The organism is Ruegeria sp. AM1, from assembly GCF_056540745.1.
Window position 1 is genome coordinate 798255 of sequence record NZ_JBQFXH010000001.1, and the last position, 14514, is coordinate 812768.

General features: G+C 57.3%; 11 protein-coding genes and 1 tRNA gene. 6 read left to right on the forward strand and 6 right to left on the reverse strand.

Going from position 1 to position 14514, the window contains the following annotated elements:
* The first annotated feature begins 139 nt into the window (after positions 1-139).
* Complete coding sequence (locus ACR0I7_RS03990) at positions 140-1642, forward strand: divergent polysaccharide deacetylase family protein (RefSeq protein WP_480508648.1); 1503 nt, start codon at positions 140-142, stop codon at positions 1640-1642.
* Positions 1643-1732: 90 nt separating this feature from the next.
* On the opposite strand, the gene trpE is transcribed toward ACR0I7_RS03990, so the two are convergent.
* The 5 genes from trpE to fabI form a co-directional block, all read right to left on the reverse strand.
* Positions 1733-3244 (reverse strand): anthranilate synthase component I, encoded by a 1512-nt coding sequence (gene trpE, locus ACR0I7_RS03995; protein WP_480508650.1) that lies wholly within the window; start codon positions 3242-3244, stop codon positions 1733-1735.
* A gap of 11 nt (positions 3245-3255) precedes the next feature.
* A complete protein-coding gene (locus tag ACR0I7_RS04000; RefSeq protein ID WP_480508652.1) occupies positions 3256-5097 on the reverse strand; it encodes a peptidyl-prolyl cis-trans isomerase in 1842 nt (613 codons plus the stop codon).
* A gap of 79 nt (positions 5098-5176) precedes the next feature.
* Positions 5177-6352 (reverse strand): aminotransferase, encoded by a 1176-nt coding sequence (locus tag ACR0I7_RS04005; RefSeq protein WP_480508654.1) that lies wholly within the window; start codon positions 6350-6352, stop codon positions 5177-5179.
* Positions 6353-6417: 65 nt separating this feature from the next.
* The gene (gpt, locus tag ACR0I7_RS04010) at positions 6418-6927 is read right to left on the reverse strand and encodes a xanthine phosphoribosyltransferase (RefSeq protein WP_480508656.1); all 510 of its coding nucleotides are present in this window, start codon (positions 6925-6927) and stop codon (positions 6418-6420) included.
* Between the two features lie 6 nt (positions 6928-6933).
* The gene (gene fabI, locus ACR0I7_RS04015) at positions 6934-7740 is read right to left on the reverse strand and encodes an enoyl-ACP reductase FabI (RefSeq protein ID WP_480508658.1); all 807 of its coding nucleotides are present in this window, start codon (positions 7738-7740) and stop codon (positions 6934-6936) included.
* 136 nt (positions 7741-7876) lie between these two features.
* Here fabI and pdxH point away from each other — a divergent pair, with 136 nt between their 5' ends.
* The 4 genes from pdxH (at position 7877) to ACR0I7_RS04035 (ending at position 9723) form a co-directional block, all read left to right on the forward strand.
* A complete protein-coding gene (gene pdxH / locus ACR0I7_RS04020) occupies positions 7877-8482 on the forward strand; it encodes a pyridoxamine 5'-phosphate oxidase (RefSeq protein ID WP_480508660.1) in 606 nt (201 codons plus the stop codon).
* Between the two features lie 142 nt (positions 8483-8624).
* The gene (locus tag ACR0I7_RS04025) at positions 8625-9131 is read left to right on the forward strand and encodes a cold-shock protein (RefSeq protein WP_480508662.1); all 507 of its coding nucleotides are present in this window, start codon (positions 8625-8627) and stop codon (positions 9129-9131) included.
* 7 nt (positions 9132-9138) lie between these two features.
* Positions 9139-9603: a DUF192 domain-containing protein gene (locus ACR0I7_RS04030; RefSeq protein WP_480508664.1), complete on the forward strand. Its 465-nt coding sequence runs from the start codon at positions 9139-9141 to the stop codon at positions 9601-9603.
* A 43-nt stretch (positions 9604-9646) separates the two neighbouring features.
* Positions 9647-9723: transfer RNA gene (locus ACR0I7_RS04035), tRNA-Pro, on the forward strand.
* Positions 9724-9732: 9 nt separating this feature from the next.
* Here the strand turns inward: ACR0I7_RS04035 and ACR0I7_RS04040 are convergent.
* Entirely contained in the window at positions 9733-10167 is a 435-nt protein-coding gene (locus ACR0I7_RS04040) for a hypothetical protein (protein ID WP_480508666.1), read from the reverse strand.
* 535 nt (positions 10168-10702) lie between these two features.
* Here ACR0I7_RS04040 and ACR0I7_RS04045 point away from each other — a divergent pair.
* Complete coding sequence (locus ACR0I7_RS04045; protein WP_480508668.1) at positions 10703-14320, forward strand: vitamin B12-dependent ribonucleotide reductase; 3618 nt, start codon at positions 10703-10705, stop codon at positions 14318-14320.
* The last annotated feature ends 194 nt before the right edge of the window (positions 14321-14514 follow it).

A 14514-nucleotide genomic window follows, 5' to 3' on the forward strand; every position in this document is an offset into this window, starting at 1 on the left:
TTGCCACGGTATAATGTCGGGACATACATGCTCAGGCTTGTGCGGCAGCGTCAAGAGGACATCCAGTACTGTTCTGCCACTCAGGTGAGCACCGCATCAGACGGTGAACGAGGCAGGCAAAAGGCGAGAGGTAAAGAAGATGGGCGGATTTATCGGTGGAATGGTCGCCGGGGTGATCGTTGTTCTGATCCTGGGCGCGATGCTGTCGCTGAACGCGCCGCTTTCCGGAAAGCCTGAATTGACAACGACGGCGCCTTCGGTTGCCGAGGCAGAGCCAGCCGGACCAGTGGCTGAGATTGCCGAAGTTGCGCCAGAGGCAGACCTTGTCGAACAGGCCCCGAGCGCGCTTGCGGATGCGGATGTGGAGACGGATACCCTGACCGATCTCGAAGGTTTGGGGGCCGAACCGGATGCCAGCCCGACGATTGGGGATCAGGCAAAAGGGTTGGACAGCCCGGCTGTTGCCGATACATCTCCGGTAAAGGTCATGACCGAAGCGCCCGTCGCACCGGCCGCGCCCGTTCCGGTCCCCGAATTGCCGCAGCAGAGAGCCGAGCCGGTGATGGTGGACACAACCGCGCCCGAACTGGCCCAGCCACAGCCCGAAGAAGACGTTGCAGCCGTTGAACCTGAGCCTGCCGTACCCGCTGAGCCTGAGAAGCTTCCAGAACCGTTGCCCGCGCCAGAGACAAACTCTGTTCCAACAGACAGCGAAGAATTGCCCGAGGATGCGGCGCCCGACGAAGACATCACTGAAGAGGACGCGCTGAAAGACAACCCAATTGCTGTGGAAGGCGACGAAGATACGCTGCCGCGCGAACGCCCGCGAATTGCTGCGCTGCCTCAAATTGGCGGGGCACAGCCTGATACGGGGACGACGTTAGCCGGAAAGCGCGTCGTGCCGTTGACCGATCGCGATGACGAAGTCGCCGAGGGTGCGACAGAATCAGAGGAGCGCCAGCTAACGGGCGAACCCATCAAAGACTATGCTGCAAGTTTTGAAAACGCCGACTCCAAACCAATGATGTCGATTATTTTGATCGACGACGAGGGCGCTTTTGGAGCCGAGGCACTCAAAGATTTTCCGTATCCTCTGAGTTTTGCCATTAACCCCTCTGATCCCGAGGCTGCACAGAAAATGGCACGTCACCGCGAGGCTGGCTTCGAAGTGCTGGCTCTTGCTGATCTGCCCAAGGCTGCAAGCGCACAGGATGCTGAGGTCTCGCTGTCTGTCTGGCTTGAAACGCTGCCCGAGACGGTTGGTATTCTGGAAGGTGTTGACACGGGCATTCAGGGCAATCGCAAACTCGCAGATCAGGTTGCTGAGATTGCCGGTGGTACCGGACGGGGGCTGATTACGCAGGACAATGGTCTCAACACGGTTCAGAAGCTTGCGGCGCGCAACGGCGTTCCGTCGGGCGTTGTCTTCCGCGACTTTGACGGAGCCCGGCAAGACCCCAAGGTCATGCGCCGGTTTCTGGATCAGGCCGCGTTTCGCGCAGGGCAAGACGGTGCTGTGGTCATGCTTGGACGCCTGCGCCCCGAGACAATCTCGGCATTGCTGCTATGGGGCCTCGAAGATCGCGGGAACAGGGTCGCCATGGCTCCGATCTCGGCCGTGATGATCAGCAATACTCAATAGGCTTTGCCGACGACGCGCGTCCGATACGGCGTACGCTCCTGAACGCAATAGAACCGGAATTGCACGGCCCGCCAGAGAGTGGGCCGAAACCTAGCGATTTTGAGTATCGGTGAAACGGGCGGCATCTGCTGCGGCGCGTCGGATGGCGTTCGATTTGTGAACGGTTTCCATGTATTCGGCCTCCGGATCGCTGTCATAGACCACGCCACCGCCTGCCTGAATGTAGAGCTTGTGATCCTTAACGATGGCCGTGCGCAACGCGATGCACATATCCATGTCGCCACCAGCGCTGAAATATCCGACGCCACCGCCATAAACGCCGCGTTTTTCCGGCTCCAACTCGTCGATGATCTCCATCGCGCGTACTTTGGGTGCGCCTGAAACGGTGCCTGCGGGCATCCCGGCAAAGAATGCATCCAGGGCATCTTTGTCCTCAGCCAGTTCGCCGACCACGTTAGATACAATATGCATCACGTGGCTGTAGCGTTCGATTATGAACTCTTCGGTTGGCCGCACGGTGCCGATTTTTGCAACACGCCCGGTGTCATTGCGGCCCAGGTCCAGCAGCATGAGGTGTTCGGCCAGCTCTTTTTTGTCGGCCAGCAATTCGACCTCGTTTGCCTTGTCTTCTTCGGGCGTTGCACCCCGGGGGCGTGTTCCGGCGATAGGCCGGATAGTCACTTCGTCTCCAAAAACGCGAACGAGTATCTCGGGGCTTGCGCCAACAACCTGGAAATCGCCAAAGTTGAAATAGAACATAAAGGGTGACGGGTTGGTCCGTCGCAGCGAACGATAGAGCGCAAAGGGCGGCAGGGGGAATTCCTGCGTCCAGCGCTGCGCAGGAACCACCTGAAAGATATCTCCGGCGCGGATGTATTCCTTGGCCTTTTCAACAGCCTCCATATACCCGGATTTGGTGAAGTTCGATACGGGCGGGGCGGTTTCATGCGCGTCACCCAGATCGCGGGTTTCCGCAGGCATGGCGCGCTCCAGATCACGAACCGCGTCCATGACACGCTCAGCTGCTTGCGCATATGCAGCCTTGGCAGACAGCCCATCATTGACCCAGGCCGGAGAGATCACAGTGACCTCGCCCTTAACGCCGTCCAGCACGGCGACCACGGAAGGGCGCAGCATGATTGCATCAGGCAAGCCCAGCGGATCGGGGTTTACATCCGGCAGGTATTCGACCAGACGCACCATGTCATATCCCAGATATCCAAACAGACCAGCAGCGGCTTGCGGCAGGTCATCAGGCAGGTCAATCCGGCTCTCGGCGAGCAGATCGCGCAGGTTGTCCATCGGATTGCCGCTTTGCGGCTCGAACGCATCGGCAGCAAAGCGCGCGGTCCTGTTCAGGGTCGAGGTCTCGCCCTGGCATTTCCAGATCAGGTCAGGTTTCATCCCGATAATCGAATACCGGCCGCGCACTTCGCCGCCGGTCACAGATTCGAGCACAAACGCATCCTTCTGGGCGCCTGTCAGCTTGAGCATCAATGAAACCGGGGTGTCCAGATCTGCGGCCAGACGGGTGTAGACGATCTGATTTTCGCCGGCGTCATAGGCGCGCGCGAAATGATCAAACTCGGGGGTCAGTGCCATGTCCGCTCTCTTTAATAGCTTGCCTGAACGGCATTCAGCGCGGGCTGATCCACCACAGGGCGCGCGCGAGTCCGAGCATCGCGCACATAAATTTCAAAGATGTTCTGCGCCAGCGCCTGGTTCAACTGCTGGGCAAGGGCATCCTGCATCTGGCGCTGCTCATCGGTCTCGGCGGGGGGCAGTACTTCGTCCAGCCGCACGATCAGCGCTGAGCCAACACCGGGAATAACCCGCACCTCGTCAGGTTCCATTTCAAAGACCTGAGGCATGAAGTCCGCTGGCACATCATCAAGAAACGCGGTCCGGGTTAGCGCATTTTCAACACGGAAGGGCAAACCTGTCTCGGTGAAATCGCCGTCTGTGGCCAGTTGGGTCAAAACAGAGCCTGCCTGTTCCTGCAGAGCTTTGGCGGTCTCATCCTGAACCCAGGCTGCAATCACACGGTTGCGCGCTCTGTCCAGCGGCTCGGGCCGTTGCGGAAGAACCTCGTCTAGACGCAGGGCAAAGATCGAGCCGTCCTCGAGAAAGGCAACTTCGGGGAAGTCATCTTCCTGTACAGCCTGCGCGGCGCTGCGGAATCCGTCATAGGCGGCGACGCCGTCTTCGCTGTTCTGGGTCCAGTCGATCTGACCAAGCTCCATGTCTGTTTCGCTTGTCAGCTCTTCCAGTGTCGCGCCACCGGCCAGCAGGTCATTGATCTCTTCTGCCTGCGCTTCGATCAGGCGGCGCGCGCGGTCGGCGGCCAGCTCTTCGCGCAGCTCGGGCAGGGCATCTTCGAACGAGACATTATTTTCCGCCAGTGCGCCATTGACGCGGAACAGTGCCGGGCCAAATACGGACGGCAAAGGGCCGACCACATCACCGATCTCGGCTGCAAACACGGTGTCGGCGGCGTCGCCTAGATCTTCACGGGTCACATCGCCAAGGTCGACATCGCTCAGTTCCAGCTGGCGACCACGTACCAGTTGCTCGAAATCGGCACCGCCAACTTCTATCTGTGCCAGCGCTTCAACCGCTGCGTCTTGGTCGGGGAAGGGCAGGCGTTCGACCAACCGGCGTGCGGGTTGCTGATACTGTCCAGAACGTTGGTCATAGAGGCGCTGCAGCGACTCGTCGTCGATGTCCACCGCATCCAGAAGCATTTCGGGTGACAGGATTGCGTAGGCCAGGCGCTTGGTGCGAGGCAGGGTGAACTGATCGGCGTTCTCCTCATAGTAAGCCTGAACCTGCGCGTCGGTCGGGGCGGGCACCGGGGCCTCCAGCGCATCCGCAGCCAGGGTCGCAACCGTAAAGCTGCGCCGGGCCAGCACATAGTTGGCCAGCGCGTCGGTCATTGCCCGTGGCATCTCGACACCGCTGACGACCGCTCCCTGAACGATTGTGCGTGCGGATTCCTTGCGAATATCGGTTTCGAACTCGGCATCGGTGATGCCCAGTTGTTCAAGCTGAAAGCGATAGGCCTCGCGATCAAAGGTACCGTTTACGCCCTGAAAGGCCTGGATCTGCACGATTTCCTGCTGGAGGTTTTCGTCCCCGATCGAGATACCCAGCGCACCGACCTCGTTGTCCAGCGCAGCCTGCGCGATCAAACGAGACAGGGCGAGTTGATCAAGGCCAAGCGTATGGGCCTGCGACATCTGCATGGCCTGCCCGGTCTGCGCCTCGACCGCGCGGATTTCGCGCTGTAGCTCGCGCACATAATCCTGAACCGAGACGTTTTCGTCCCCGACTTGCGCAACCGTACGCACGGTACCGCTCAGGTTTACGGCACCAAAGCCTGCAAGCCCCAGCATCAAAAGACCCATGAGAATCCAGACAAAGGTTTTGGATAGGTTTTTCATGCCTGTGGCCATCGTGCCCTCTTGCGTTTTGGCAGGTATCTGCACTGTCAGTTGCGGCCCTGAATACGACGCACGTCGACGGGGGGCAAGGTCAGAAGGTCAGCGCGTGCAGCCGGTCGAACAATTGGTCGATGCCAGCCCGGTCAAGGTTGGCAAATGCAATCCGAACCTGCTGTTTCCCGACCGGATCGTGATCTGGCATAAACATCGTACCCGGCAGCAGCAAAATACCCGCTTCGGACACCAGACGTTGGGCCAGCTCGTTCGAGGGGATATCGAACGGGTGTTGCAGATAAGCGAAATAAGCCCCTAGTCCCAGCAATCGCCACCCCTTAGCCTCAAGGGCAGGGAGTTGTTCTGTGATCGCGGCCCGACGATCCAAAATCTCGGCACGCTCGTCGGCCAGCCATTGGCGTAGGTTCTGCATGCCCCAACACGCGGCAAACTGCCCGATCTGGCCGGGGCAGATGGCGACCGTATCCAGAAACTTCTCCATTTCGTCCAGCAGATCAGTCCCCGTGGCAACAGCCCCAACACGATGCCCCGTCAGACGATAAGCCTTTGAGAATGAATAGAGATGAACAAGCGTGTCCTCCCAGCCCGTCTGCTGAAAGAGGTCATGAGGTGGGACGTCGCGGCTATCAAAATCGCGGTAGGTCTCATCCACCAGCAGCCGAATGCCGGCATCACGTGCCAGTTCAAAGAACGCGTGGACAAGATCGGACGGGTATTCGACACCACCGGGATTGTTGGGCGTGACCAGTGCAATGGCGCGTGTTTTGTCCGTGATCAGTGCGCGCGCCTTTTCCGGGGCGGGCAGCAGATTGCTTTCAGTCGGCAAATCCACCGCACGTACCCCGGCCATATCCAGCCACATCTTGTGGTTAAAATACCAAGGGGTTGGCAGAATGACCTCATCCCCTTGATCGGTGAGTGCTGATATCGCCGCCGAGAAAGCCTGATTACAGCCCGAGGTGATCGCGATCTGCGACGGGGTGACCTGAGCGGCGTAATGCGTGTTTATTTCGCGGGCCAGCTCTGCGCGCAGGTCGTCATTGCCCAAAACCGGGCCATAGAGATGCGCTTTGTCCTCGCGAACCGCATATTCTGCCATGGCCTGGCGCAGTTCAAGTGGAGGAGGATCAACCGGGGCGGCCTGACTGACATTGATGAGCGGGCGGTCGGCCGGAAACGCGACGCCCTCCAGCCACCGGCGCGCCTCCATCACAGGCGGGGCAAAGGTGGCAGTGGTGCGTGTAGATGTCATTGTTTAATGCAACTGTGATTGCGCAGGCAGGCGCGTTTCAAGTTGGCAGTGAACTGAAAAACAGGTCAGTCAGTGCCGCGATAGGGTTCGACATATTGCAATGCCATATCCCAGGGGAAAAAGATCCACGTGTCCTGACTGACCTCGGTGATGAATGTATCCACCATCGGGCGTCCTTTGGGTTTGGCATAGACCGTCGCAAAATGTGCCTTAGGGTACATATTACGCACCAGTTCCAGCGTTTTGCCGCTGTCGACCAGATCGTCGATAATCAGAACGCCTTCGCCATCGCCCATCAGCCCGGGATCGGGTGCTTTGAGTACTTCGGCCTCACCTTGTTCCTGATGGTGGTACGAGCGAACGCTGACTGTGTCGACTGTGCGGATGTCCAGCTCACGGCTTACAATCATCGCGGGGGCCATGCCCCCGCGGGTGATGGCAACCACAGCACGCCATGCGCCGTCATCAGGGCCCTGACCGTCCAGCCGCCAGGCCAACGCGCGCGAGTCGCGATGAATCTGATCCCAGCTGATGTGAAAACCTTTCTCGTGCGGCAGACGGTCCTTAGCACTCATGACCTGTCATCCTTTTTCAACATCGGGTGCATCGACGGCTTTCATACCAACGATATGATAACCGGAATCTACATGCAGGTTCTCGCCAGTGACACCGCTGCTGAGGTCTGACAGCAGATACAGAGCCGAGTTGCCCACATCATCGATGGTGACGTTCCGGCGTAAGGGTGAGTTATATTCGTTCCACTTCATGATATAGCGGAAGTCGCCAATACCGCTGGCGGCGAGCGTCTTAATAGGGCCGGCCGAAATCGCGTTGACGCGAATACCGTCCTTACCCAGATCCTCAGCCAGATATTTAACCGATGCTTCAAGCGCCGCCTTCGCGACACCCATGACATTATAATGTGGCATTACCTGTTCGGCACCGTAGTAGGTTAGCGTGATGGCGCTGCCGCCCTCGGTCATCAACTTTTCAGCGCGCTGCATCACCGCGGTGAACGAATAGACCGACACATCCATGGTCAGGTTAAAGTTCGCACGCGATGTATCGACATAGCGACCACGCAGCTCATTTTTGTCAGAGAACCCAATCGCGTGGACTATAAAGTCCAGCTTGCCCCATTTTTCTGAAAGCGAGGTGAATAACGCGTCGATTGACGCTTCGTCGCTGACATCGCAGGGCAGGACGATTTCACTACCCAATTGCGCTGCCAACGGGTCGACGCGCTTTTTCAGAGCGTCCCCTTGGTAAGAAAAGGCCAGTTCGGCCCCGGCTTCGGACAAGGCGCGGGCGATTCCCCATGCAATTGATTTGTCATTGGCCAGTCCCATGATGAGGCCACGTTTGCCGGCCATCAACTGATTTGACATGATTGGTTCTCCGCCTGTCTTCGCGTCATGTTGGGTTGGTTTATGCCATTGATTGCGTTGCTTCAAGGCCGTGTGCTCTTGCACCGGGGCGGGTTCTCGCCGTAGGGTTGTTAACAACTCGCTTCAGGGGATGGTGATGAGTGATTTGACGGGTATCTTTTCGGGGTCCGATCCCTTGGAAATTACGAGGCGATGGCTGGCCGAAGCTGAAAAGACAGAGCCGAATGATCCAAACGCGATTGCACTTGCAACTGTGGACCCGGATGGTTTGCCGAATGCTCGCATGGTTCTGTTGAAAGAGCTTGAAGATGATGCATTTGTATTTTTCACAAACTACGAAAGCGTAAAGGCGCATGAGTTGGACAGCGCCGGTAAAGCCGCCTTTGTGATGCATTGGAAATCTTTGCGGCGACAAATCCGCGTTCGTGGTATCATTACGAGAGAAGATGGGCCGCAGGCCGATGAATATTATGCGTCACGTTCACTCAAAAGCCGCTTGGGCGCTTGGGCGTCGCATCAGTCGCAGCCGTTGTCCGGCAGGTCGGCTTTGATGGCTGAGGTGGCCAAGGTGACGGCTAAGCTGGGAACGAACCCGCCGCGCCCGCCTTTTTGGGGAGGGTATCGTCTGACGCCGGTAGAAATTGAATTTTGGGCCGATGGGGCGTTTCGTTTGCACGATCGGTTCCGATGGTGGCGTGAAACACCGGGTGAAGAATGGAAGGTGCAGAGGTTGAATCCATGACATTCGCGTATCGTGAACTGCAACGCTCAGATAAAAAAGGATTTTTTCAGCTTGAATTTGCGGGCCAATACCATACACATCAAACGTTCAACAACCCGCTAAATTTCGTGATGGGAAAATCGTGCCAGAAGACCTGAACACTATGTACCGCGTTCGTGGACACGTAAAATGGTTCGATCCCGCCAAGGGATACGGATTTGTTGTGTCCGGCGAAGGAGGTCCGGATATTCTGTTGCACGTGAATGTCTTGCGCAATTTCGGCCAGAGTTCTGTTGCCGATGGTGCGGGCATCGAAATCATGACACATCGCACAGATCGCGGGGTGCAGGCGGTTGAGGTTCTTAACATTGAACCGCCGGAACGGGCCGACTCACTGCTGCTGGCTGACTTTGCCGAACTTGATCCGACCGCAATTGCACAGGCACCGTTGGAGGCCGCTCGTGTGAAGTGGTTCGACAAAGGCAAAGGGTTCGGCTTTGCAAATGTGTTTGGCCGCAGCGAAGATGTGTTTCTGCATATCGAGGTCCTCCGCCGCTCTGGACTTGCGGATTTGCAGCCGGGCGAGGCGCTTGCGATGCGGGTCATAGATGGTAAGCGAGGGCGCATGGCAGCTCAGGTTCTTGCTTGGGAATCCGCACTGAACGATTGAGCGTTTTATGAAATTTGTCCCGGTACTTGCATTCATTTCATTGCTTTGGTCCGGGGCGGCGCTCTCGGCTTGTCGCCCTGAAACCGTAGATATCAAGAATGACCGTGCCCAGATTCGCTTTGATGTCGAACTGGCGATTACACCGCAGGAACGGTCGCAGGGGTTGATGTTCCGCGAAACACTTGCCAGCCGATCAGGCATGATGTTTGTGTTTGATCCGCCGCAGCCGGTGTCTTTCTGGATGAAGAACACCCTGATTCCGCTCGACATGATTTTCATCGATAAAACGGGAACCGTCACGCATGTGCATGAACGAGCTATACCGGGTGATTTGACGCCGATTGACGGGGGCGAAACGGTGTTTGCGGTGCTCGAGATCAATGCTGGGCTTGCTGCGCGCTATGCGATTGAACCCGGAACCGTGATACGGCATGAAATTTTTTCACAAGGCCCCGCAATTTGGCCCTGTTAGGGGTTTTCAAATCAGATCGGCATCGTTAGGAAGGCGCACGGTCCGGGGCGTGGCGCAGTCTGGTAGCGCACCTGTTTTGGGTACAGGGGGTCGTAGGTTCGAATCCTGCCGCCCCGACCACTTCTTCTCTTAAATCGGTGTGCCGCCAAAGTGGCGGTAGAGTTCTGTTAATTGCTCATCCAGCATCGTGCTTTCCAAGGGCACTTTGAGGGTCGAGCCGTCTTTCTGCGGGACCAGAAAATACAACTCGGCGTCAACTCGGTATCCGGCGGTATTTTTCGCAGATGACATGCGCCGCACGCTTTGCGGCAGTTTTTGTGGGAACCCATCATAGTTTAGAATCAAAAACGCGGTGGTCTCTGGTGGCAACAACTCGTGGCATTCGAAGCGACCATTGCCGAGCGTTTTGAAGTCCTCGCCCGGTCCATCACAGCTGACTTCAAAGGATTTGAACAGTTGGTCGGGGTATTGAGCGAATTGCGCACTCTGGGATGTGGGCAGGGGTTCTTGGGCAGAACAGGCTGCGATCACAGTGAGCAGGGGAAGAATGCGCAACACTTTCATTGAAAAACCTATCTCCGCTAAAACCACACTTTGTCATCACCTTATGCGAGTCATGGCGGTTTAGCGACGATGATTCTCTGCTGCGTTCGTTAACGCGCTTTAAGGTGATCATTCTCAGGTAACCGTGCCGGGAAAAAAGAGAATTTCACATCAAGGAATTTGTCCGGAATCGTGTCTGGGAAAATCTCCGCCTGTGGAGGAATCGCCTGGGCTCATCTGGGCAGACGGTAGCGAATTCAGGTCAACAAAAAAGATTATGAAAATGATCAAAAATTGGCGTTGACGTTGTATGGCAAGATACGCCAAGTTGTATGGGCCGAAAGCAAAGCCACTAAATCTGGTAGAAAACCAGAAGCGGTGACGGGCGAGGGTCGGAAAGCACTTCTATTGTTACGTGCAACCGTTGGATCGGTTTGCGCTGCAGCTTGCAGCGGTCCGTTCTCTGCGCCTGAACTTCTCCGGCAAGCGGTGGTGCTCCGCTTTTGACGATTGGTACCGGGAACGTGAATTGGACAGATAGATCAGGGCAGCGGTCATGAAGATTGAAAGAAAGTTTACCAAGCAGGGGCAGGACGCATACGCAGAGCTGGACTTTGTGTCGGCAACCTCTGAGATCCGCAACCCCGACGGTACAATTGTGTTTCGCCTGGACGACATTGAGGTTCCCGCAAGCTGGAGCCAGGTTGCCAGCGATGTCATCGCACAGAAATATTTTCGCAAGGCTGGCATCCCGTCCAGGCTGAAGAAAGTCAAAGAAAAAGACGTTCCTGAATTCCTGTGGCGCTCGGTCCCTGTTGATGGCGCGTCGTTCGGTGGTGAGACCTCGTCAAAGCAGGTGTTCGACCGTCTGGCCGGGGCTTGGGCCTATTGGGGCTGGAAAGGCGGCTATTTCTCGACCGAGGAAGACGCGCGCGCCTATTTTGACGAGATGCGCTATATGCTGGCGACGCAGCGCGCTGCTCCGAACTCGCCGCAATGGTTCAACACTGGCTTGCATTGGGCCTATGGGATCGATGGTCCGGCGCAGGGGCACCACTATGTTGATTACAAAACCGGCAAACTGACCAAGTCGAAATCGGCCTATGAACACCCGCAACCGCATGCGTGCTTCATCCAGTCCGTCGACGACGATCTTGTGAACGAAGGCGGCATCATGGACCTGTGGGTGCGTGAGGCGCGGCTGTTCAAATACGGTTCGGGCACCGGCACCAATTTCAGCCATCTGCGTGCAGAGGGCGAGGCGCTGTCGGGAGGCGGAAAATCCTCGGGTCTTATGGGTTTCCTGAAGATCGGTGACCGGGCTGCGGGCGCTATCAAATCGGGCGGAACAACCCGTCGCGCCGCAAAGATGGTGATCGTCGATGCAGACCACCCCGATATCGAGCAGTTCATCGAATGGAAGGTGATCGAAGAGCAGAAAGTGGCCTCTATCGTTGCCGGTTCGAAGATGCACGAAAAGATGCTGAACGGCATTTTCGAAGCTATCCGGTCGTGGGACGGTGCGCAGGTTGATGCGTATGATCCAAACAAGAATGACAGCCTGAAAAAGGCCGTTCGTGAAGCCAAAAAGGTCGCGATCCCTGAGACTTATATCAAGCGCGTGCTGGACTATGCGCGTCAGGGTCACGACAGTATTGAGTTCCCGACCTATGATACGGACTGGGATTCGGAAGCTTACAGCTCGGTCTCGGGTCAGAACTCGAATAACTCGATCCGCGTGACGAATGCGTTCCTGACAGCCGTTGAGAAAGACGCAGATTGGGAGTTGATCAACCGCACCGATGGCAAGGTCGCCCGCACCGTTAAGGCGCGCGATCTGTGGGAAAAGGTTGGTCACGCTGCATGGGCCTGTGCCGACCCGGGCATTCAGTTCCACGACACAGTGAACGAGTGGCACACATGCCCCGAGGATGGTGAGATTCGCGGCTCGAACCCATGCTCGGAATATATGTTCCTTGATGATACGGCCTGTAACCTTGCTTCGATGAACCTGCTGACATTCCTCAAGGATGACGAGTTTCAGGCGGCGGACTACATGCATGCTTCGCGTCTGTGGACTCTGACGCTGGAAATCTCGGTGACGATGGCGCAGTTCCCGTCGAAGGAAATCGCGCAACTGTCCTATGATTTCCGTACGCTGGGTCTGGGCTATGCCAATATCGGCGGCCTTCTGATGAACATGGGCTACAGCTATGACTCGGATGAGGGGCGTTCGATCTGTGGCGCGCTGACCGCGATTATGACTGGCGTCGCCTACGCGACCTCGGCCGAGATTGCGGGTGAACTGGGCGCGTTCAAAGGTTATGAGCGCAACGCAGATCACATGCTGCGCGTTATCCGCAACCACCGCCGCGCCGCACAGGGCGTGACCGAGGGATATGAGAAACTGGCCGTCAAGCCGGTGTCTCTGGACCACGATAACTGCCCGGACAAACGCCTGATAGATCTGGCCATGTCGGCCTGGGATGAGGCGCTGAGCCTCGGCGAAAAGAACGGCTATCGCAACGCGCAGGCGACTGTGATTGCGCCCACCGGCACCATCGGTCTGGTGATGGATTGCGACACCACCGGGATCGAGCCGGACTTTGCGCTGGTCAAATTCAAGAAACTTGCCGGGGGCGGGTATTTCAAGATCATCAACCGTTCGGTGCCGTCGGCACTGGAAAAGCTTGGCTATTCCTCGTCTCAGATCGAAGAGATCGTTGGTTACGCAGTTGGTCACGGTACCATCGGCAATGCGCCGGGGATCAACCACACCTCGCTGACCGGTCATGGGTTTGGCCCCAATGAACTGGCCAAGGTGGACGCTGCGCTGGAAAGCGCCTTTGACATCCGGTTCGTTTTTAACCAGTGGACGCTGGGCGAAGACTTCTGCACCGGCGTTCTGGGCATTCCGGCCACCAAGCTGAACGACCCGACCTTTGATCTGCTGCGCCATCTGGGCTTTACCAAGGCGGACATCGATGCGGCTAACGACCACGTTTGCGGCACAATGACGTTGGAAGGCGCACCGCATCTGAAGGAGGAGCATTACGCCATCTTCGACTGCGCCAACCCGTGCGGTAAGAAAGGCAAGCGGTTCCTTGGCGTTAACAGCCACATTACCATGATGGCCGCGGCGCAAAGCTTTATCTCGGGTGCGATCAGCAAGACGATCAACATGCCCAATGACGCGACCATTGATGATTGCCAGAAGGCCTATGAACTCAGCTGGTCGTTGGGCGTGAAAGCCAATGCTCTCTATCGTGACGGTTCGAAACTGTCGCAGCCGCTGGCGGCGGCCCTGGTCGAGGATGATGACGAGGCAGCGGAGATCCTTGAAAGCGGCTCGCCCGCAGAAAAGGCCGCCGTTCTGGCCGAAAAAGTCATCGAGAAGGTAGTCGTTAAGGAAATCGTCCGCTCGCATCGTGAGAAGATGCCGGAACGTCGGAAAGGCTACACGCAGAAAGCCATCGTGGGCGGCCACAAGGTCTACCTGCGGACCGGCGAGTATTCGGATGGCTCGCTTGGTGAGATCTTCATCGATATGCACAAGGAAGGCGCTGGCTTCCGTGCGATGATGAACAATTTTGCCATCGCGGTCTCGGTCGGTCTGCAATACGGTGTACCGCTGGAAGAGTTCGTGGATGCCTTTACCTTCACCAAGTTCGAACCGGCGGGGATGGTGCAGGGCAACGACTCGATCAAGAATGCGACGTCGATCCTGGACTACATCTTCCGTGAACTGGCGGTGTCCTATCTGGATCGCACCGATCTGGCCCATGTGAAACCCGAAGGCGCGACCTTCGATGATCTTGGTCGGGGTGAGCAGGACGATGTGTCGAACGTATCTCAGATCAGCGACAGCGCGGCCACCAAGTCTCTGAAAGTGCTGAAACAAATCAGCTCGACCGGGTACCTGCGCAAGCGGCTGCCGCAAGATCTGATGGTCTTTAACGAAGGCCAGGTTGACACAAGCGGCATGGCGGAAACCGCTGCTCAGTTCGAGGCACCGGCAGAAACCGCAGTGGCGACCAGCATGGACGCCCGGACCAAAGCCAAAATGCAAGGCTATGAGGGCGATCCTTGTGGCGAGTGCGGAAACTACACGCTGGTACGCAATGGCACCTGCATGAAATGCAACACGTGCGGGGCGACCAGCGGGTGTAGCTGACGAAAACGCCCCGGCAACCCGGGGTGCAGGGGTCTGATAGCTGCCACAGGTACCGACCCCGACGAATACGGAGAAAGGCACTGAGACTTACCAAGCCAGTCTTTCTCCACTCGGCCGACATGCTCGTGTTGGCCGGGAACAGGGTGGGGCGGAATATTTGCTCCCTCCCACTCTCTCACGGGGCGGGTGCGCTC

Coding starts and splice junctions, on each gene's coding strand:
- ACR0I7_RS03990 (WP_480508648.1), top strand. CDS start 140: ATGGGCGGATTTATCGGTGGAATGGTCGCCGGGGTGATCGTTGTTCTG.
- trpE (WP_480508650.1), bottom strand. CDS start 3,244: ATGGCACTGACCCCCGAGTTTGATCATTTCGCGCGCGCCTATGACGCC.
- ACR0I7_RS04000 (WP_480508652.1), bottom strand. CDS start 5,097: ATGGCCACAGGCATGAAAAACCTATCCAAAACCTTTGTCTGGATTCTC.
- ACR0I7_RS04005 (WP_480508654.1), bottom strand. CDS start 6,352: ATGACATCTACACGCACCACTGCCACCTTTGCCCCGCCTGTGATGGAG.
- gpt (WP_480508656.1), bottom strand. CDS start 6,927: ATGAGTGCTAAGGACCGTCTGCCGCACGAGAAAGGTTTTCACATCAGC.
- fabI (WP_480508658.1), bottom strand. CDS start 7,740: ATGTCAAATCAGTTGATGGCCGGCAAACGTGGCCTCATCATGGGACTG.
- pdxH (WP_480508660.1), top strand. CDS start 7,877: ATGAGTGATTTGACGGGTATCTTTTCGGGGTCCGATCCCTTGGAAATT.
- ACR0I7_RS04025 (WP_480508662.1), top strand. CDS start 8,625: ATGTACCGCGTTCGTGGACACGTAAAATGGTTCGATCCCGCCAAGGGA.
- ACR0I7_RS04030 (WP_480508664.1), top strand. CDS start 9,139: ATGAAATTTGTCCCGGTACTTGCATTCATTTCATTGCTTTGGTCCGGG.
- ACR0I7_RS04040 (WP_480508666.1), bottom strand. CDS start 10,167: ATGAAAGTGTTGCGCATTCTTCCCCTGCTCACTGTGATCGCAGCCTGT.
- ACR0I7_RS04045 (WP_480508668.1), top strand. CDS start 10,703: ATGAAGATTGAAAGAAAGTTTACCAAGCAGGGGCAGGACGCATACGCA.